This is a genomic window from Micromonospora salmantinae, assembly GCF_022230905.1.
Taxonomy (GTDB): Bacteria; Actinomycetota; Actinomycetes; order Mycobacteriales; family Micromonosporaceae; genus Micromonospora; species Micromonospora salmantinae.
This window is the reverse complement of sequence record NZ_JAKKFG010000043.1, coordinates 73106-92315: the sequence shown is the minus strand read 5'-3', so window position 1 is coordinate 92315 and position 19210 is coordinate 73106. Positions and strand designations below refer to the sequence as shown.

The following is a 19210-nucleotide window of genomic DNA, read 5'->3' as shown; positions in this document are numbered from 1 at the left end:
GAGGGGTAACCGGTGAAGGGGACGGTTACAGAAGCACGCCGCTGCCGCTGCGAAAGAAATTCTTCAATCTCTGCCGGCGGGTGTCAACGGTTCACGGCCGGTAGCGGTAACCCATTCCCGGCTCGGTGATGAGGTGGCGGGGGCGGGCCGGGTCGTCCTCCAGCTTGCGCCGCAGCTGGGCCAGGTACTGCCGCAGGTAGTTGGTCTCGTTCTGGTATTCCGGCCCCCACACGTCCTGCAGGAGCTGACGTTGGCTGACCAGCTTGCCGGGGTGACGCAGCAGCTTCTCCAGCACACTCCACTGGGTGGGGGTCAGCTTGACCTCGGTGCCGTCGTCCCGCAGCACGCTGTGGTCGGCCAGGTCGACCGTGTGCTGGCCGATCCGCAGGGCCGGCACCGCTTCGCTGGGCGCGCCGAGGCGGCGGGTCACCGCGCGGATGCGGGCCAGCAGCTCCTCCACCCCGAACGGCTTGGTGACGTAGTCGTCCGCGCCCGCGTCCAGCGCCGCGACCTTGTCCTCGCTGCCGGCCCGACCGGAGAGCACGATGATCGGCACTGTGGTCCACCCGCGCAGGCCCCGGATCACCTCCACGCCGTCAATGTCGGGCAGGCCGAGGTCCAGCACCACCAGGTCGGGCGGGTGGCTGGCGGCGGCCTTCAACGCGGCGGCCCCGGTGCCGGCGACGTCCACCTCGTACCGGCGGGCGCGCAGGTTGATGCGCAGGGCACGCAGGATCTGCGGTTCGTCGTCGACGACCAGGATGCGCGTCATTCCTGCGGCCCCTCCGAGCTGGTCGGCGCGGCGGGCAGCCGCAGCACCATGGTGAGCCCACCGCCGGGGGTGGTCTCCGGGGTGATGCTGCCACCCATCGCCTCGGCCAACCCCCGGGACAGGGCAAGACCGAGACCGACGCCGGTCTGGTTGTCCCGGTCACCGAGGCGTTGGAACGGCAGGAAGACGTGCTCCCACTGGTCCTCCGGAATGCCCGGCCCCCGGTCGATCACCCGCAGCTCGACCTGGCCGGCGTGGGCGCTGGCGGTGATCGTGGGCGGTTGGTCCGGCGGGCTGTACCGCAGCGCGTTGGCGACGATGTTGACCAGCACCCGTTCCAGCAGGCCCGGGTCGGCGGTGGCAGCGGGCAGGTCGGCCGGGATGTCCGTACCGACGGTCGCGGCGGCCGGGCCAAGGTCGTCCAACGCCAGGGGTACGGCGTCCTCCAGGCCGATCGCGGTCGCCGAGATGCCCAGCACACCCGCCTGGAGCCGGCTCATGTCCAGCAGGTTGCCGACCAGCCGGGCGAGGCGGTCCAGCGACTCCTCGGCGGTCTCCAACAACTCCTCGCGGTCGGACTCGTCGAACTCGATGTCGTGGCTGCGCAGGCTTGTCACGGCCGCCTTCGCGGACGCCAGCGGGGTACGCAGGTCGTGGCTGACCGCCGCGAGCAGCGCGGTGCGCATCCGGTCGGCGGCGGCGAGAGGCCGGGCCGTGGCGGCCTCCTCGGCGAGCCGTTCCTGGCGCAGCGCGACGGCGGCCTGGGCGGCGAACGCCTCGACGATCCGCCGGTCGGCGGCCTCCAACCGCCGGCCGCAGAGGACGACGGTGATCCGGTCGTCGACAGGTACCGCCGTCTCACCACCTTCGGGTGTGCAGGCCGGGCCCTCGCCGACGCTGGCCACGACGCTCCAGGCGTGCTCCTCGCGGGCCCGGTCGGGGCGCCCGCTGGCGTCCTCGGCCAACTCCAGCACGCTAACCGCACGCAGCCCGAAGGTCTCCCGGAGCTGATCCAGCAGAGCGGGCAGCGGACGTTCGCCGCGCAGCACGCCTCCGGCGACGGCGGCGAGGGTCTGCGCGTCGGCGGCGGCCCGCGCGGCCTCCCGGGTACGCCGGGCGGCCACGTCGACGATCCAGCTCACCGCGAGGGCAACGCCGACGAAGACGGCCAGGGCGAGCAGGTTGTCCGCCTCGGCGATGGTCAGCGTGCGGAAGGGTGGGGTGAAGAACCAGTTGAGCAGCAGCGAGCCGCCGAGCGCGGCGACCAGGGCCGGCCACACCCCGCCGACCAGCGCGACCCCGACGACCCCGGCGAGGAACAGCAGGATGTCGTTTGTCAGCGTCAGGTCGGGCAGGGTCCTCAGCAGCACTGTGAGCAGCGGCATGCCCAGCACCGCCAGGCCGAAGCCGAGCAGTCGGCGGCGTCGGGACAGCGCCGCCGGAACGGCCGCCGCCCGCCGGCCCTTGCCGGCCTGTTTGTGGGTGACCAGGTGCACGTCGATCGCCCCGGACAGCGCTGTGGTGGTCACCCCGACACCCCGGGCGAAGATCTGCGCGAGGCGACCACGCCGGCTGGCCCCGAGCACCAACTGGGTGGCGTTCACGCCCTGGGCGAAGTCCAGCAGCGCGGCCGGCACGTCGGTGCCGAGCACCTGGTGGTACGTGCCGCCCAGGCTCTCCACCAGCACGCGTTGCCGGGCCAACTGGGCCGGGTCGGCCCCGGCCAGGCCGTCGCTGCGGGCCACGTGCACGGCGAGCAGGTCGGCGCCCTTGCTGCGGGCCGCGACCCGGGCCGCCCGACGGATCAGCGTCTCACCCTCCGGGCCACCGGTCAGCGCGACCACTACCCGTTCCCGGGCCTCCCAGGTGGCAGCGATCCCCTGCTGGCTGCGGTAGCGGTCGAGCTGCTCGTCGACCTTGTCGGCCAGCCAGAGCAGCGCCAGCTCGCGCAGCGCGGTGAGGTTGCCGACCCGGAAGTAGTTTCCCAACGCGGCGTCGATCTTGTCGGGTCGGTAGATGTTGCCGTGCGCCATCCGACGACGCAGCGCCTCCGGGGTCATGTCGACCAGCTCGACCTGCTCGGCGGCGCGGACGATCTCGTCCGGCACGGTCTCCCGCTGGGTGGTGCCGGTGATCTGCGCGACGACGTCGTTCACCGACTCCAGGTGCTGCACGTTGACGGTGGACAGCACGTCGATCCCCGCGTCGAGCAACTCCTGAATGTCCTGCCAGCGCTTGTCGTGCCGGGAACCGGGCACGTTGCTGTGCGCCAACTCGTCGACCACCGCGACTTCCGGCCGGCGGGCCAGCACCGCGTCCAGGTCCATCTCGGTGAACGCCGCGCCGCGGTAGTCCATGGTGCGGCGGGGCACCTGCTCCAGGTCGCCGAGCATCGCGGCGGTGTGTTGGCGGCCGTGGGTCTCCACGAAACCGATCACCACGTCGGTGCCGCGCGCGGCCCGCCGCCGGGCCTCCTCCAACATGGCGTACGTCTTGCCGACGCCGGGTGCGGCCCCGAGATAGATGCGCAGTTCTCCGCGTGGCACGGGGACCATCCTCCCTGGTCAGATCGGCGGGCGGGGCCGCGCCGGTCGGCACGGCCCCGCCCGCGAGGGTGCTCAGCGTGCGGCGTACTGCTTGTCAAGGGCGAGGTTGAGCTCCAGCACGTTGACGCCGGGCGCGCCCAGGAAGCCCAGCCCGCGCCCGCCGGTGTGCTCCTTGACCAGCTTGCGGACCGCCGCCGGGTCCGCGCCGCGCTCCCGTGCGACCCGGTTCACCTGCAGTTCGGCGTACGCCGGGCTGATCTGCGGGTCGAGACCGCTGGCGCTGGCGGTGACCGCGTCGGCGGGCACCGCCGGGTCGGCGGGCGCGTCGCCCCGGATCGGGGTGACCACCCCGCCGGCGGCCACGTAGTCCTCGCCGGGCTGGGCCAGCTCCACAGTCACCCCCTCGTACTCGGGGACGAACGGGGTGGCCGGGGCGGGCTGGTTGACGCTTACCACCCGGGTGACCGGGCCGGTCAGACCGTCGGCGCGGAAGACCGCGAGCACGGCACCCACCCCGTCGTCGGTGCAGTAGGGGCGCCGGCCGTCGACGCCGTTGAGTTCGCCGACCGACTTGCTGCGCCCGCACACCTGGGTGAGCAGGCTCTCGCCGGACTCCTCCGGGTCGGTGGCGATGGTGTCGACCACGCTCTCCGGGCCCAGGTTGCTGGCTGAGGTGGACGTCGGGTCGTAGCCGTCGCCGGCGGCGGAGGGGCGGGACTGGAAGTACCGGGCGACGGGGTTGCCGTCCGCGTCGGTGAAGGACTGGCCGATCAGCGCACTGCCGACAGTCGTCCCGCCGGAGGAGATCAGCGAGCCGTCGGTCTTGTGGTTGAGGCCGGGCAGCTGACCAACCGCTACCAGGGCCAGCGGGTAGACCAGGCCGAGCAGCACCGTGAAGACGAGTACGGCGCGCAGCGCGGCGAGGTGTTGGGCGATCCAGGTGGGTAGGCGCATCACGAAATCCCCGGGATGAACTGGATGAGCAGGTCGATGAGCTTGATCCCGATGAACGGCACGATGATGCCGCCCAGTCCGTACACCAGCAGGTTGCGGCTGAGCAGCTTCGACGCGGCGGCCGGCCGGTACCGCACGCCCCGCAGGGCGAGCGGGATCAGCGCGATGATCACCAGGGCGTTGAAGATGACAGCGGACAGGATCGCCGACTCCGGGCTGGACAACCGCATGATGTTCAGCGCGTCCAGGCTCGGGTAGAGGCCGGCGAACATGGCCGGGATGATCGCGAAGTACTTCGCGATGTCGTTGGCGATGCTGAACGTGGTCAGCGCGCCACGGGTGATCAGCAACTGCTTGCCGATCTCCACGATCTCGATGAGCTTGGTCGGGTCGGAGTCGAGGTCGACCATGTTGCCGGCCTCCTTGGCGGCCGACGTGCCGGTGTTCATTGCCACCCCGACGTCGGCCTGCGCGAGCGCCGGCGCGTCGTTGGTGCCGTCACCGGTCATCGCGACCAGCCGGCCACCCTCCTGCTCCCGCTTGATCAGCGCGAGCTTGTCCTCCGGCGTCGCCTCGGCCAGGAAGTCGTCCACCCCGGCCTCGTCGGCGATCGCCTTCGCGGTACGCGGGTTGTCGCCGGTGATCATCACGGTTCGGATGCCCATCCGGCGCATCTCGTCGAACCGCTCGCGCATGCCGGACTTGACGACGTCCTTCAGGTGGATGACACCCAGGGCGCGGGCGGGCGCACCGTCGACGTGCTCCGCGACGACCAGCGGGGTACCGCCGGTGCCACTGATCGCGTCCACGATCTCGCCGACCTGCTCGGTGGGGTGGCCGCCGTTCTCCCGTACCCACTTCATCACCGCGGCGGCGGCGCCCTTGCGGACCCTGCGGGCCGCGCCCACCGCGCCGGCGTCCACGCTGGCGTCCGGGGTGAGGTCGACGCCGCTCATCCGGGTCTGCGCGGTGAACGGTACGAAGGTCGCGTGCGGCATCACGCCGGGCTCACGCTCGCGCAGCCCGAACTCGTTCTTCGCCAGGACGACCACCGAGCGCCCCTCCGGGGTCTCGTCGGCCAGGCTGGACAGTTGCGCGGCGTCGGCCAGCGTCGCGGGGTCGACCCCCTCGACCGGTACGAACTCGGCGGCCTGCCGGTTGCCCAGCGTGATGGTGCCGGTCTTGTCCAGCAGCAGGGTGTTGACGTCGCCGGCAGCCTCGACGGCCCGGCCGCTCATGGCCAGGACGTTGCGCTGCACCAGCCGGTCCATGCCGGCGATGCCGATGGCGGAGAGCAGCGCGCCGATGGTGGTGGGGATCAGGCAGACCAGCAGCGAGATCAGCACCACGCCGGTGACACCGGAGTCGGTGATCGCCCCACTGTTCGGCGCGGCCGCCTGGTACGCCTTGGAGAAGATGGCCAGCGGCTGGAGGGTGACAACTGCCAGCAGGAAGATGACGGTGAGCGCGGCGAGCAGGATGTTCAGCGCGATCTCGTTCGGCGTCTTCTGCCGGTTGGCCCCCTCGACCAGGGCGATCATCCGGTCGATGAAGCTCTCCCCCGGCTTCTGGGTGATCTTCACGATGATCCGGTCGGAGAGCACCTTGGTGCCGCCGGTGACCGCGCTGCGGTCGCCGCCGGACTCCCGGATGACCGGGGCCGACTCGCCGGTGATGGCCGACTCGTCGACGCTGGCGATCCCCTCGACGATGTCGCCGTCGCCGGGAATGATGCCGCCCGCCTCGACGAGCACGACGTCGCCCTGACGCAGGTCCGGCGCCGGCACCGCCTCGTCGCGGTAGGTGTTGGCCCGCGCGCCCGGCTTCCAGTCGATCAGCCGGGTGGCGATGGTGTCCTTCTTCGCCTGCCGCAGGGTCGCGGCCTGGGCCTTGCCCCGACCCTCGGCCACCGCCTCGGCCAGGTTGGCGAAGACCACTGTCAGCCAGAGCCAGATGGTGATCGCCCAGGCGAACACCGACGGGTCGATCACCGCCAGGACGGTGGTGAAGGCAGCACCGACCTCCACGATCAGCATCACCGGGTTGCGCCACAGCGTGCTGGGGTTGAGCTTGCGTACCGCGTCCGGCAGGGACCGGATCAACTGCTTGGGGTCGAGCAGGCCCCCGCCGATCCGGTTGCCCTGGGTGGCGGGCGTGCCGGGGAGTTGCTCTGTCGGGGCGGACGTGACGGACATGTCCTCGTTCCTCATGATGGTCAGAGCCCCTCTGCCAGCGGACCGAGCGCGAGCGCGGGCAGGAAGGTCAGCGCGACGAGGACCACGGTGACGCCGACGACCATGCCGATGAACAGCGGTCGGTGGGTCGGCAGGGTGCCCTCGGACGCGGGGGTGGGTGCCTGGCGGGCCAGCGAGCCGGCCAACGCGAGCACGAAGATGAGCGGCAGGAACCGGCCCAGCAGCATGCACAACCCGAGCGCGGTGTTCCACCAGGTGGTGTTGACCGTGATGCCGGCGAAGGCGGAACCGTTGTTGTTGCTGGCCGACGTGAACGCGTACAGCACCTCGGAGAGGCCGTGCGGGCCGACGTTGAGCGCCGTGGAGTTGTTGCCGGTGCCGAACGCCGCCGCCGTGCCGACGAGCACCAGGATCGGTGTGATCAGGAAGTAGAGCGAGGCGAACTTGATCTCCCGCGAGCTGATCTTCTTGCCCAGGTACTCGGGGGTGCGGCCCACCATCAGGCCGGCCACGAAGACCGTGATCACCGCGAGGATGAGCAGGCCGTACAGCCCCGAACCGGTACCGCCCGGCGCGACCTCGCCGAGCATCATGTTGACCATCGTCATCATGCCGCCCAGCGAGGTGAACGAGTCGTGGAACGAGTTCACCGCACCGGTCGAGGTGAGCGTGGTGGCGGCGGCGAAGGTGGCCGAGTTCGACACGTCGAACCGCACCTCCTTGCCCTCCATCGCCGCGCCGACCGCCTGCGGCACCGTGCCGTGACCGGCCAGCTCGAAGATGTTGGTGATGGCGACGCTGAGGAACGCGAGGATGCCCATCACCGCGGCGATGGCGTAGCCCTGCCGGTTCTGCCCGACCATCCGGCCGAAGACCCGGGGCAGGCTGAACGGGATCAGCAGGAGCAGGAAGATCTCCAGCCAGTTGGTCCAGGTGGTGGGGTTCTCGAACGGGTGCGCGCTGTTGACGTTGTAGAAGCCACCACCGTTGGTGCCCAGCTCCTTGATCACTTCCTGGCTGGCGACCGGACCACCGGTGATGGTCTGGGTGCCACCGGTCAGCGTGCTCACGTCGGTGCCGCCGGACAGGTTCTGCACCACGCCGCCGATCATCAACACGATGGCGCCGAGCACCGCGATCGGCACGAGGATGCGCAGCACGATCCGGGTCAGGTCGACCCAGAAGTTGCCGAGCTGCCCGGTGCGGCTGCGGGCGAAGCCGCGTACCAACGCAACAGCCACCGCGATGCCGACCGCCGCCGAGGTGAAGTTCTGTACGGCCAGACCGGCCATCTGCACCAGGTGGCCCATCGTCGACTCACCCGAGTACCACTGCCAGTTCGTGTTGGTCACGAACGACACGGCCGTGTTCCACGCGCCGTGCGGCACCACCGGGTCGAGCCCCAGCGACAGCCACAGGTGGTTCTGCACCCGCTGGAACAGGTACAGGAACAGGATCGAGACCGCGGAGAACGCCAGCACGCTGCGGGCGTACACGCCCCAGGTCTGCTCGGCGGCCGGGTTGACCCCGACCAGTCGGAAGATGCCCCGCTCGACCCGCGACTGCCTCGTGCCGGAGACCGCCCGGAACATGTAGTCACCGAACGGCTTGTAAACGGCGACCAGGGCCGCCACCAGCGTCAACACGAAGATGACGCCTGCTGTTGTCGTGGTCATCAGAAGCGCTCCGGGAACAGCAGGGCGAACACCAGGAACGCGCCCAGGACGACCGCGAGCACCAGACCGACGGCGTTGACGGCGTTCACAGCTTCTCCACCGCCCGGACCACCAGGGCGAGCACTGCGAACAGCACCACCGTCAGGACCACGAAAACCACGTCAGACACGCTGACTCCTCAGCCGGAAAGGTTCGTCGCGACCGCCTTCCGGTCGCGCCGGGCAATCAAAGCCCCACCACCCGCCGGACGGCAGGGGTCATAACGCGACCATGACGGCGGCGAACCTTTTCTTGACGTGGTTTTCACACCTACCCACTGAACAGGTGAAATGCGGCACAGACCCTCGATGGCGCGCGAGGTCAAGACGGGTGGTCCGCCCTTTGCTCTGCACCCGCGGAGGCGACACTCACGGTCTGTAGCTGGTGCCTCCGCGGGTGCAGAGCAAAGGGGAATGCAGGAGAGAGAGACCACGCGCGACCCGGATGGGATGGCTCATGGCGCGGCGGAGCGGGGCGGGGCGGGGCTGCGAGCCCGTCAGGCCGGGCGGCGGGCCACCAGCACGTCGCGCATGATCGACTGGTCCACCCGGTGCCGCAGCGCGCGGTAGGGCTCGGCGTCGACCACCGTCAGGCCGGCGTCGGCCAACGCCGCCGCCGCGTCGTCCCGACTGGCGACGTGGGTGTTCCAGGAGATCCCGAGCGCACCGCCGGGGCGCAACAACCGGGCCCAGACCGGCGCGGCGTCCGCGAGCAACGCCAGCGGATCGCGGGTCAACCCCTGCCCAGCGGTACGACTGCCGTGCTGCACGCCGTACGGCGCGTCGGCGACGACCAGGTCGACGGTCTCCGGGCGGAAGAACTCCGCCGACCGGGCGGTGTCGGCGTTGACCACGTCCAGCAACTGCGTCTGGCCGGCCTTGTGCTCCTCGCGGGTCGGCGCCAACTCGATCCGCACCCGCCGGCCGACCACCTTGCGCTCCCGGCGCACCGGCCCCGACTCCAGCACCCGGTGCTTGACCCGCTTCTGCTTCAGCCAGGTGGTGATGAACGCCCGGTACGCCTCGACGTCCTTCTGGTCGCGCTCGATCCCGGCAGCGTCGAAGCCGTACATCAGCGCCTGGTTGAGGGTGGTGCCCCGACCGCAGAGCGGGTCGAGCACCCGGAACCGGCGGCTTGTCATCTCGGCGGCCCAGTCCGAGGCGAGCAGGGTGACGTTGAGCAGCAGCTTGGTGAACTGCTCATTGGTCTTGCCCGGGTACTTCTGGATGGTGAGCAGATCGTCGTCGTAGCGGTCCAGGCGGGTCCACTCGATCGGTCGCAGCAGCTCGCCGACGATCTCGAACAACGCGTACCCGGCGGAGAGGTTGCCCAGGACGGCCAGGTCACGCTCGGTCAGCCCGTCGCCGGTGAACGTGATGTAGGACGCCCCTCCCACGACCTCGGTGTCCAGCTCGCCGATCCGGCCGTCCAGCGCCGAGCGGCCGAAGATCTCCAGCTCGGCTCGGGTGAGGTCGACTGCGGCGCGGGCGTACACCCGGTTGGTGGCGGGCAGGATCAGCAGGCCGTAACGCGTCATGATCCGGCGAGTATTCCACAACCAGTCACTGTCGCCGGGAACCGGAGCGGCTGCCGGAGCGACTACTGATACATGGGGTGTGAGCAGTGGCGGGAGGTCCTGTCCGCGCAGCTGGACGGGGAGGAGACCGCCGGCGAACTGACGGCGGTGCAGGAGCACCTGGACGGGTGTGCCGAGTGCCGGGCCTGGTTCACGGCGGCGGCCGCGGTGACCCGTCGGGTTCGTACCCGATTGGTGGTCGAGGTGCCCGACCGGACGGCGGCGATCCTTGCCGCCGCCAGCGCGGCCCCGGCCCGCCGGTCACGGTGGCGGCGCGGCCCGCTGGTCGCCGGCCTGCGGAAGGTGCCCGGACGGGGCCAGCTCGCCGCCGGGTTGCGTGCGGCGTTCGGACGTGGCCCGCTCGTCGCCGGCCTGCGGTCGGCGCTCGGGCTGCTCGGCGCGGTGCAACTGGTGCTCGGCCTGGCCCAGGTGGGCCGGGGCGCGACCGCCGACCACCTGCACCCCACCGGCCAGCACCTGTGGCACGAGTCGGCGGCGTGGAACGTGGCAGTGGGCGCGGGCTTCCTCTTCGTGGCGCTGCGCCGCAGCCCACCCGCCGGCCTGCTGCCGATGCTCAGCGCGTTCGTCGGCACGTTGCTGCTGCTGTCGGTAAACGACCTGGCCACCGGTTCGGTGGGCGGGGAACGGCTGATCAGCCACGGCTTCCTGGTGGTCGGCTACCTGATCACCGTGCTGCTGTCCCGGCCCGGGCTGCGCCCCGGTGGCCCGGCACCACAGCGGCAGCCGACACCGTCGCGCTGGCGGTTCGGGGCCGACGAGGTGGACCGGCCGCTGCGGGTGGTGCGCCCCGAGTCCTATCCGGCGCAGGCGGCCGACCGGTACGCCGCACCGGCGGTGCATGCCGGCCAGGCCGCTCCGGCGGCTCGTACCGGCCAGGCCGGCGACCGACGCGCCGCCTGAGCGACCGGCGCCCTTCGGCGGACGGCGGTCAGCGCTCAGCGGCCCCGGCGTTCAGCGCTTGGCGGCCCCGGGCGGTCAGCGCTCAGCGGCCCCGGCGGTCAGCGCTCTGGTCGCGTCGGTTCGCGGTCGGCGAGGACCTGCGGGATGACCTGCTCGACGATGGTCAGCAGGGTCGTGGTGAGCAGCAGGTGCACCTGGGCGCGGGTCAGCGCGCCACGCTGGAGCCATTCGCGGGCCGTCGAGGTCGCCAGACCCCCGTACGCCCGGACCATCCCGCGCAACTCCTCGCGGTGCTCCGCCTCGCCGGCCAGCCCGACGGCGACCAGCATGCGGTCCGCGGCGACCTCCTCGGCCTCGGCGAGCACCCGCTCCACGTCGGCGTCGCCGCCCATCCCCCGGGCGGTGACCGCCGCCAGCCACGAGGTGCTGTGCCGGGAAACCACGTCGAGGAACCAGGTGACGCTGGCGTCGACCCGGGTCCGGAGATCACCCTTGGGCAGCCGCTCCAGGGCAACCTCGGGGATGGTCACCATGACCCGGACGACCTCCAGGTACAGGTCCTTCTTCGCACCGAAGTAGTGGTTGACCAGCCCGCGAGCGACACCAGCCTCGCGGGCGACGTCGGTGGTCGACACGTCCGCGTACGGGCGCTCGCCGAACAGCCGGACCGCGCAGGCCAGGATCTGCCCACGCCGGGCGTCCGGCTCCAGCCGGCGGCGGCGCGGAGCCGTCTCGACACTCATCTGCCCGACCCTATCGACAGCCCACCGGTCGCCCGCCGTTCCTCACCATGATCACTTGATGCCCAGTAGTCGTCAGAGCTGCCTCTGAGCTACTCAGCATCTTATTGACATGCTGCCAACAGCGCGCGAGGGTGGTGCACATGCCGACCCCCCCGCCCGACGGCTCCCCCTCCCCCTGGCGCGAGCCGGAGCATGACGACCTGGCCGAGCTGGCCCGCGCCTTCTTCACCAAGGAGGTGTTGCCGCACGCCGAGCGCCTGCTGACGCAGGGCCATCCGGACCGCGAGCACTACCGGCGCGCCGGCGAGCTGGGGCTGCTCGGCCTGTCGGTCCCGGAGGAGTACGGCGGTGGGGGCGGCGGGTTCACCCACGAGGCGGTGCTGCTGCACGAGCAGGCGTACGCCGGGGAGAGCAGCCTCGGCCTGGCCGTCCACAGTGGCATCGTCACCGGTTACCTGGTGGCGTACGGCAGCGAGGAACAGAAGCGACGCTGGCTGCCCGGCCTGTGCAGCGGTGAGCTGGTCGGCGCCATCGCGATGACCGAGCCGGACGGTGGCTCCGATCTTCAGGCGATGCGCACCCGGGCGGTCCGCGACGGCGACGACTACCTGGTGACCGGCGCGAAGACGTTCATCACCAACGGTGCTCTGGCCGATCTGGTCATCGTGGCCGTGAAGACCGACCCCGAGCAGCGGGCGTCCGGCGTCTCGCTGCTGATCTGCGAGGTGGGTGGCGACCCGGCGGGGTTCCGGCGAGGCCGACTGCTGTCCAAGATCGGCCTGCACGCCAACGACACGGCGGAGTTGTTCTTCGACGAGTTCCGGGTGCCGGCGTCCAACCTGCTCGGCGGTGCCGAAGGGCTGGGCTTCATCCAGCTCATGCAGCAGCTTCCGCAGGAGCGGCTGGTGATCGGCGTCGGCGCGGTGGCGGCCATGGAACGGGCGGTCGCGCTGACCGTCGCGTACGCCAAGGAGCGCACCGCCTTCGGCAAGACCCTGATGGGTCACCAGAACACCCGGATGGTGCTCGCCGAGTGCGCCACCCGCGCCCGGGTCAGCCGCGTCTTCCTGGACGACTGCATCGTCCGACACACGCGTGGCGACCTGGACGTCTCCACAGCGGCGATGGCGAAGTCATGGCTCACCGACGGACAGTGTGAGGTCGTCGACCGGTGCCTTCAGCTCTTCGGCGGCTACGGCTACACGACTGAGTACCCGATCGCCCGGATGTACGCCGACGCCCGCGTCCAGAAGATCTACGGCGGCACCAACGAGATCATGAAGGAGCTGATCGCCCGTGCTCTCTGAGGCGTACGTCTATGACGCGGTCCGCACCCCGCGCGGGCGCGGCCGGGACACCGGCGCGCTGCACGGGGTCAAGCCCATCTCCCTGGTGGTCGGCCTGATCGACGCGTTGCGGGAGCGCAACCCCGGCCTGGACGTCGGCCGGCTGGAGGACCTGCTGCTCGGCATCGTGACCCCGGTCGGCGAGCAGGGTGGCGACCTGGCCCGGGCCGCCGCGCTGTTGGCCGGGCTGCCCGACCAGGTGGGCGGGGTGCAGCTCAACCGGTTCTGCGCCTCCGGGTTGGAGGCGGTCAACTCCGCCGCCGCCCGGATCCGCTCCGGCTGGGAGCATCTACTGCTCGCCGGCGGGGTCGAGTCGATGTCCCGGGTGCCGATGGGCTCCGACGGCGCGGCCTGGGCCACCGATCCGCAGACCGCGCTGGCCACGTTGTTCGTGCCGCAGGGCGTCAGCGCGGACCTGATCGCCACCCTGGAGGGCTTCACCCGCGACGACGTGGACGGCTACGCGCTGCGGTCGCAGGAGAGGGCCGCCAAGGCGTGGGCCGGCGGGTACTTCGCCCGCTCGGTGGTGCCGGTCCGCGACGGCAACGGACTGGACATCCTCACTGTCGACGAGCACCCGCGCCCGGAGACCACCCGGGAGGCGCTGGCCAGGCTCACCCCGTCCTTCGCCACGATGGGTGAGGCGGCCGGCTTCGACGCTGTCGCGTTGCAGAAGTTCCACTGGCTGGAGGCCATCGAGCACGTCCACCACGCGGGCAACTCGTCCGGCATCGTTGACGGCGCGGCGCTGACGCTGATCGGTTCGGAGCAGGTCGGTCGGGATCTCGGCCTCACCCCGCGCGCCCGGATCGTCGGCGCGGCGGTCACCGGCGCGGACCCGACGCTGATGTTGACCGGCCCGATCCCGGCCACCCACAAGGCGCTCGCCGTCGCCGGGCTCACAGTCGACGACATCGACCTGTTCGAGATCAACGAGGCGTTCGCCGCTGTGGTGCTCAAGTACGTCCGTGACCTGGGCCTCGACCCGGACCGGGTGAACGTCAACGGCGGCGCGATAGCGCTCGGCCACCCGCTCGGCGCGACCGGAGCGATGCTGCTCGGTACGGCGTTGGACGAGTTGGAGCGGCGTGACCTGCGCCGCGCCGTGGTGACCCTCTGCATCGGCGGCGGCATGGGCGTCGCCACCGTTCTCGAACGCTGCTGACCGGGGAGGACGACAATGACCAACACCATCCGGTACGACCGCGGCGCCGACGGCATCGTCACGCTCACCCTCGACGACCCCACCCAGTCCGCCAACACCATGAACCGGGCGTACGCCGCCTCGATGAGCGTCGCCCTGGACCGGCTGGAGGCCGAGCACGATCTCGCCGGCGTCATCGTGACCAGCGCGAAGTCGACCTTCTTCGCCGGCGGCGACCTGCCCGAGATGATCCGGGCCACCCGCGCCGACGCGCCCGACCTGGCCGCCCTGCTCGGCACCATCAAACGGGACCTGCGCCGGCTGGAGACGCTGGGCCGACCGGTGGTCGCCGCGGTCAACGGCTCGGCGCTCGGCGGTGGCCTGGAGATCGCGCTGGCCTGCCACCACCGGATCGCACTGGACGCCCCCGGCAGCCGGCTCGGGTTGCCCGAGGTGACGCTGGGCCTGCTGCCCGGGGCGGGCGGCGTCACCCGGACCGTGCGGATGCTCGGCCTGGCCAGCGCGCTGACCACGGTGCTGCTCACCGGCCGGCGGATGCGCCCGACCGACGCCCTGTCGGTCGGGCTGGTCGACGAGGTGGTCGCCACGCCCACCGAGCTGCTGGAACGGGCGCGGGCCTGGATCGCGGCGAACCCGCACCCGGCGCAGCCGTGGGACCGGCCGGACTATCGGATGCCCGGCGGCACCCCGGCCAGCCGTTCGCTGGCCGCACAACTGCCCGCCTTCCCGGCGACGCTGCGCAAGCAGCTCAAGGGTGCCCGGCTACCCGCGCCCGAGGCGATCCTGGCCGCTGCCGTCGAGGGCGCACAGGTCGACCTGGAGACCGCCCTGACCGTGGAGACCCGGCACCTGATCGGCCTGCTCACCGGGCAGGTCGCCAAGAACATGATCGGTGCGTTCTTCTTCGACCTGAAGGCCGTCAACGGTGGCGCGGCCCGACCGGCCGATGTGGACGCCGCACCGGTACGCCGGGTGGCGGTACTCGGGGCCGGCATGATGGGCGCGGGCATCGCGTACGCCTGCGCCAAGGCAGGGCTGGACGTCGTGGTCAAGGACGTCACGCCGGAGGCCGCCGGCCGGGCCCGGGAACACGCCGAGCGGCTACTGGCCCGCGCGGTACGCAAGGGTCGCACCACCGAGGCGGACGCCCGTGCCGTACTGGACCGGATCACCACCACCGACCAGGTGGACGCGCTGGCCGGCTGCGACGTGGTCATCGAGGCGGTCTTCGAGGACCCGGCGCTGAAGCAACGGGTCTTCGCCGAGGTGCTGCCCGTGCTGGCGCCCGACGCACTGCTCGCCTCCAACACCTCCACCCTGCCGATCACCGGGCTGGCCGCCGGCGTGGACCGGCCGGCGGACTTCATCGGCATGCACTTCTTCTCTCCGGTGGACCGGATGCCGCTGCTGGAGATCGTGGTCGGCGAGCGGACCGGGGACGTGGCGCTGGCCCGTGCGTTCGACCTGGGCCGGCGGATCGGCAAGACCCCGATCGTGGTCAACGACGGCCGGGGTTTCTTCACCAGCCGGGTGATCGGCAAGTTCATCGACGAGGCGGTCGGCATGGTCGCCGAGGGTGTCCCCGCCGCATCGGTGGAGCAGGCCGCCCTCCAGGCCGGCTACCCGACCGGGCCGCTGGCGCTGGCCGACGAGGTCAGCCTCACGCTGATCCAGCGGATCCGCCGCCAGTTCGAGGCGGCCAGCGAGGAGTTCCGCCCGCTTCCGGCGCACCGCCTGGTGGACGAGTTGGTCGACGCGTACGACCGGCCGGGGCGCGCCGCCGGACGCGGCTTCTACTCCTACGACGACGGCACCCGGGGCCGGCTGTGGCCCGGTCTCGCCGACCTGATCACCGACGCGGGTCGGGCGGTGCCGTTCACCGACCTCCAGGAACGGATGCTCTTCGCCGAGGCGCTGGACGCGCTGCGCTGCCTCGACGAGGGGGTGCTGCGCACCGAGACCGACGCCAACATCGGCTCGATCTTCGGCATCGGCTTCCCGGCGTGGACGGGCGGGGTGATCCGCTACGTCCGGCAGTACGCGGGCGGCCCGGCCGGCTTCGCGGCCCGTGCCACCGAGTTGGCCGGCATCTACGGCGACCGGTTCACGCCCCCCGCCGACCTGGCCGACCGGCTCGCCGCCCTCCGGGCCGAACCGGCTGACGTCGCATGACGGCGGCACACGGCGGGCCGCTGGCCGGGGTGCGGGTGGTCGAGCTGGCCAGCCTCGCCCCGGCGCCGTTCGGTTGCATGGTGCTCGCCGACCTCGGCGCGGACGTGGTGCGGGTGGACCGGCCGGGCGCCCCCGGAGCGGGCCGGCTGTCCGCACCGACCAGCGGGCCGCTGCAACGCGGGCGGCGGGTCACGGCGCTGGACCTGAAGTCCCCGGCCGGGGTGGCGGACCTGCTGCGCCTCGCCGACCGCGCGGACGTGCTGGTCGAGGCGTACCGGCCGGGGGTGGCCGAGCGGCTCGGCATCGGGCCGGAGGTGTGCCAGGCCCGCAACCCCCGACTGGTGTACGCGCGGATGACCGGCTGGGGTCAGGACGGCCCGCTGGCAGCCCGAGCCGGGCACGACATCGACTACATCGCGGTGGCCGGGGCGTTGGAGCCGCTGGGGCGGGCCGGCGAACGCCCGTACGCGCCGATGAACCTGCTCGGCGACTTCGGCGGCGGCGGGATGCTGCTCGCCGTCGGGGTGCTGGCAGCGCTGCTGGAGCGGGAGCGCTCCGGCTTCGGCCAGGTTGTCGACGCGGCGATGGTGGACGGCTCTGCGCTGCTCACCTCGTTCCTGCACGGGCTGCTCGGCACCGGCCTGTGGGCCGCCCCGCGCGGGCGCAACATGTTCGACGGCGGGGCGCCGTTCTACGACACGTACGCCACCGCCGACGGTGGATTCATGGCGGTCGGCGCGATGGAACCGGCCTTCTACGCCGTACTGCTCAGCGGCCTCGGCCTCGCCGACGACCCGAACCTGCCCGCCCAGTACGACCCGAGCGGCTGGGACGAACTGCGCCGCCGGTTCACCGATCGGTTCGCCGAGCGCACCCGGGACGAGTGGACGGCGGTCTTCGCCGACCTGGACGCCTGCGTCGCGCCGGTGCTCGCCCCCGGCGAGGCGCACGCGCACCCGCACAACGCGGCCCGGGGCACGTTCGTCGAGGTGGGCGGCGAGATCCAACCGGCCCCCGCGCCCCGCTTCGACCGCACGCCGACCGCACGGCCAACCCCGGCGCCAGATCCGGAGCAGGACGTCCTACCCGTCCAGGAGATCCTCACCGGCTGGAAGTGAACTCGGCGATCAGGGGTCGCGCCGCTCCACAGGGGACGTGGTGGGGCAGCCACGCAGGCGCCGCGTTGATACCGTCGCTCTTGATCGTGGACTGCAGACCCGAAGGGGACGAGCATGGCGAGCGGAATCGACCCGGCCGGCCTCAGCCGCTCACTCGAGGAGGCCATGCGCCTGCTGAGCCAGATTCCGGGTTCAGCCTCGGCGCAGCCGGACGACGCCGATGAGCAGGACGACAGTGCCGCACCCGCCGTCGATCAGCTGACGGGGCGGGGCACCGGCGGGAACGGTCTCGTCGAGGCGGAAGTCTCCGCCTTCGGTGCCCTGCAGACCCTGGTGATCGATCCGAGCCTGTCCCGGGCCGGCACCGGGGCCATCGCCGAGTACGTCCTGGAGGCGGTCCAGGCAGCGCAGGCCGACGAGCGGGCCCGCAGAGCTGAGCTGACGGCGGCCGCTCACGTCGACACCGTGGCCCTCGGCAAGCAGCTTGAACGTGTCTCGGAAGACGCGTTCCGGGGTTTCCAGCAGATGATCGGCGACCTGGACGTCGTCACCCGCCGGACAGGCCAGCGCTGAGTCATGTCCGACGGGATCCAGGTCGACCTCGACGCTCTCCACGGCGCGGCGGCGTCGCTCGCGACAACCGGCCAGCAGCTCGGCGCGGAGATCGCCAGTCTTGAGTCGACTGTCAACGGGGCGGGTAACCCGTGGGGTGACGACGAGGCCGGCTCGCTGTTCGGTGCCGCGTACGTGGAAGTTCTGACGCACGCGCTCGACGTCTACCGGTCGATGGCCGACCAGTTGTTGGAGGCCGCCGGGAACCTCGACGCCAGTGCCGACGCCCACGAGGCGACCGACATCGCAAATGCCGAACTCTTCACGAGGATGGAGCTGCCCAGTGGGTATGCAGCTCCCTCCTGAACTCGCCGAGGCCCTGGGATGGGTCGGGTTTACCTGGCCGGCCGCCGACGAGGAGTTGCTCTTCCAGGCGTCCCAACTGTGGTTCGCGTTCGCCGGCCGGCTCCGCACAGCGGTCGGGGAGGCGGAGGCGGGCGCTGCGAAGGTCGGGATGACGAACAGCGGGGACGACGTCCGCGCGTTCGAGCAGGCGTGGCAGGGCGAGGAGGGTGCACCGCGCCGGATGGAGGACGGCGCGCAGGCGGCTGAACTTATCGGTACGGCGTTGCTGGTGATGGCCATCATCACCCTGACCCAGAAGGTCCTCGTCATCGTCCAGCTGACGATTCTGGTGATTCAGGTAGCGATGGCGTTGGCGGCAGCGGCACCCAGCCTCGGCTCCTCGTTGGCCTCGATCCCCGTCTCGATCGGCCTGGCCCGGATGGCCATCCAGCGCATCATCAAGGAGATCATCGAGCGGGTCGTCAAGGAGATCATTCCGCGGTTGTTGAAGCGTGCGAAGACGCTGCTGCGCCGTTTCAACCGCAAGGGCGCGAAGCCGGGTGGGCCCGGACGACCCGGTGTACCTGGTCCGCACACCTCCCCGCGCTACCACAACACGAAGCCGATGCTCGACAAGTACCGCAACGAGCACCTGCCCGGAGGGCACTTCCCGACGGCGGTGCGCCGGCTCAGTCCAGAGGAACTCGAACAACACCGGGTCTTCTTCGACAGCAACGGCATGTTGCGCAGCGCCAGAAGCGGCGAGCCGTTCGACACGTCGAGCGCTCAGACCGTTTTCAGCGGAAACGGTCAGGCGATCTTCGTGATGGACCGGAACGGCAACCTCTATGCGTCCAACTACCAGAAGGTCGGCGACTTCCATCACTCCACACTGGGCAACGGGCAGCCGGTCGCCGCGGCGGGCGAGTTGGTCGTCAAGGACGGTAGGGTCCAGTACGCGACGGCACGCAGCGGTCATTACCAGCCCGATGCGAGCCACATGGCCAATCTCGACGCCGAGTTCAAGCGCAACGGCGTGGGCGGGGTTCCGATCCTTGCCTGGGACGGCAGCCAGATCTTCTAGGGGAGT

At 71.3% G+C, this 19210-nt stretch carries 16 protein-coding genes; 8 read left to right on the top strand and 8 right to left on the bottom strand.

Features of this window, described 5'->3' with window-relative positions:
* Positions 1-91: 91 nt before the first annotated feature.
* The 7 genes from PSH03_RS26540 to PSH03_RS26510 form a co-directional block, all read right to left on the bottom strand.
* Positions 92-772, bottom strand: coding sequence for a response regulator (locus PSH03_RS26540; RefSeq protein WP_238690738.1), 681 nt, complete (start codon positions 770-772; stop codon positions 92-94).
* A complete protein-coding gene (locus PSH03_RS26535; protein ID WP_238690737.1) occupies positions 769-3318 on the bottom strand; it encodes a sensor histidine kinase in 2550 nt (849 codons plus the stop codon). Before PSH03_RS26535 ends, PSH03_RS26540 begins: the two co-directional genes overlap by 4 nt.
* Positions 3319-3390: 72 nt before the next feature.
* On the bottom strand, positions 3391-4272 hold the full coding sequence (locus PSH03_RS26530) for a potassium-transporting ATPase subunit C (protein WP_238690736.1): 882 nt from the start codon (positions 4270-4272) through the stop codon (positions 3391-3393).
* Positions 4272-6467, bottom strand: a complete 2196-nt coding sequence (gene kdpB / locus PSH03_RS26525; RefSeq protein WP_238690735.1) for a potassium-transporting ATPase subunit KdpB — start codon at positions 6465-6467, stop codon at positions 4272-4274. The genes PSH03_RS26530 and kdpB overlap by 1 nt, the downstream gene beginning before the upstream one ends.
* Positions 6468-6487: 20 nt before the next feature.
* Positions 6488-8143, bottom strand: coding sequence for a potassium-transporting ATPase subunit KdpA (gene kdpA / locus PSH03_RS26520; RefSeq protein ID WP_238690734.1), 1656 nt, complete (start codon positions 8141-8143; stop codon positions 6488-6490).
* Positions 8143-8232: a K(+)-transporting ATPase subunit F gene (gene kdpF, locus PSH03_RS26515; RefSeq protein ID WP_036410889.1), complete on the bottom strand. Its 90-nt coding sequence runs from the start codon at positions 8230-8232 to the stop codon at positions 8143-8145. The genes kdpA and kdpF overlap by 1 nt, the downstream gene beginning before the upstream one ends.
* Positions 8233-8678: 446 nt before the next feature.
* Positions 8679-9719, bottom strand: a complete 1041-nt coding sequence (locus tag PSH03_RS26510) for a TRM11 family SAM-dependent methyltransferase (protein WP_238690733.1) — start codon at positions 9717-9719, stop codon at positions 8679-8681.
* Positions 9720-9791: 72 nt separating this feature from the next.
* Between PSH03_RS26510 and PSH03_RS26505 the strand changes: the two genes are divergently transcribed.
* Positions 9792-10679, top strand: a complete 888-nt coding sequence (locus PSH03_RS26505; protein ID WP_238690732.1) for a zf-HC2 domain-containing protein — start codon at positions 9792-9794, stop codon at positions 10677-10679.
* A 98-nt stretch (positions 10680-10777) separates the two neighbouring features.
* Here PSH03_RS26505 and PSH03_RS26500 read toward each other — a convergent pair whose 3' ends face one another.
* Entirely contained in the window at positions 10778-11422 is a 645-nt protein-coding gene (locus PSH03_RS26500; protein ID WP_210782912.1) for a TetR/AcrR family transcriptional regulator, read from the bottom strand.
* 140 nt (positions 11423-11562) lie between these two features.
* Here PSH03_RS26500 and PSH03_RS26495 point away from each other — a divergent pair, with 140 nt between their 5' ends.
* The 7 genes from PSH03_RS26495 (at position 11563) to PSH03_RS26465 (ending at position 19204) form a co-directional block, all read left to right on the top strand.
* A complete protein-coding gene (locus PSH03_RS26495) occupies positions 11563-12729 on the top strand; it encodes an acyl-CoA dehydrogenase family protein (RefSeq protein WP_210782911.1) in 1167 nt (388 codons plus the stop codon).
* Positions 12719-13933: an acetyl-CoA C-acetyltransferase gene (locus PSH03_RS26490; RefSeq protein ID WP_238690731.1), complete on the top strand. Its 1215-nt coding sequence runs from the start codon at positions 12719-12721 to the stop codon at positions 13931-13933. The genes PSH03_RS26495 and PSH03_RS26490 overlap by 11 nt, the downstream gene beginning before the upstream one ends.
* A 15-nt stretch (positions 13934-13948) precedes the next feature.
* Positions 13949-16105 carry a 3-hydroxyacyl-CoA dehydrogenase NAD-binding domain-containing protein gene (locus tag PSH03_RS26485; protein WP_238690730.1) on the top strand — a complete coding sequence of 719 codons (2157 nt, stop codon included), beginning with the start codon at positions 13949-13951 and terminating at the stop codon, positions 16103-16105.
* Entirely contained in the window at positions 16102-17223 is a 1122-nt protein-coding gene (locus tag PSH03_RS26480) for a CaiB/BaiF CoA transferase family protein (protein WP_210782905.1), read from the top strand. Before PSH03_RS26485 ends, PSH03_RS26480 begins: the two co-directional genes overlap by 4 nt.
* A gap of 114 nt (positions 17224-17337) precedes the next feature.
* Positions 17338-17796 (top strand): YbaB/EbfC family nucleoid-associated protein, encoded by a 459-nt coding sequence (locus tag PSH03_RS26475; protein WP_238690729.1) that lies wholly within the window; start codon positions 17338-17340, stop codon positions 17794-17796.
* A gap of 3 nt (positions 17797-17799) precedes the next feature.
* Positions 17800-18141 carry a WXG100 family type VII secretion target gene (locus PSH03_RS26470; protein ID WP_210782901.1) on the top strand — a complete coding sequence of 114 codons (342 nt, stop codon included), beginning with the start codon at positions 17800-17802 and terminating at the stop codon, positions 18139-18141.
* Positions 18086-19204, top strand: coding sequence for an IQM protein middle domain-containing protein (locus PSH03_RS26465; RefSeq protein WP_502361701.1), 1119 nt, complete (start codon positions 18086-18088; stop codon positions 19202-19204). The genes PSH03_RS26470 and PSH03_RS26465 overlap by 56 nt, the downstream gene beginning before the upstream one ends.
* Positions 19205-19210 lie beyond the last annotated feature (6 nt).

Bases quoted from the DNA above. Each gene is read 5' to 3' on its own strand.
- PSH03_RS26540 (WP_238690738.1), bottom strand. From the start codon at position 772: ATGACGCGCATCCTGGTCGTCGACGACGAACCGCAGATCCTGCGTGCC.
- PSH03_RS26530 (WP_238690736.1), bottom strand. From the start codon at position 4,272: ATGCGCCTACCCACCTGGATCGCCCAACACCTCGCCGCGCTGCGCGCC.
- kdpB (WP_238690735.1), bottom strand. From the start codon at position 6,467: ATGTCCGTCACGTCCGCCCCGACAGAGCAACTCCCCGGCACGCCCGCC.
- kdpA (WP_238690734.1), bottom strand. From the start codon at position 8,143: ATGACCACGACAACAGCAGGCGTCATCTTCGTGTTGACGCTGGTGGCG.
- PSH03_RS26510 (WP_238690733.1), bottom strand. From the start codon at position 9,719: ATGACGCGTTACGGCCTGCTGATCCTGCCCGCCACCAACCGGGTGTAC.
- PSH03_RS26505 (WP_238690732.1), top strand. From the start codon at position 9,792: ATGGGGTGTGAGCAGTGGCGGGAGGTCCTGTCCGCGCAGCTGGACGGG.
- PSH03_RS26500 (WP_210782912.1), bottom strand. From the start codon at position 11,422: ATGAGTGTCGAGACGGCTCCGCGCCGCCGCCGGCTGGAGCCGGACGCC.
- PSH03_RS26495 (WP_210782911.1), top strand. From the start codon at position 11,563: ATGCCGACCCCCCCGCCCGACGGCTCCCCCTCCCCCTGGCGCGAGCCG.
- PSH03_RS26485 (WP_238690730.1), top strand. From the start codon at position 13,949: ATGACCAACACCATCCGGTACGACCGCGGCGCCGACGGCATCGTCACG.
- PSH03_RS26480 (WP_210782905.1), top strand. From the start codon at position 16,102: ATGACGGCGGCACACGGCGGGCCGCTGGCCGGGGTGCGGGTGGTCGAG.
- PSH03_RS26475 (WP_238690729.1), top strand. From the start codon at position 17,338: ATGGCGAGCGGAATCGACCCGGCCGGCCTCAGCCGCTCACTCGAGGAG.
- PSH03_RS26470 (WP_210782901.1), top strand. From the start codon at position 17,800: ATGTCCGACGGGATCCAGGTCGACCTCGACGCTCTCCACGGCGCGGCG.
- PSH03_RS26465 (WP_502361701.1), top strand. From the start codon at position 18,086: ATGCCGAACTCTTCACGAGGATGGAGCTGCCCAGTGGGTATGCAGCTC.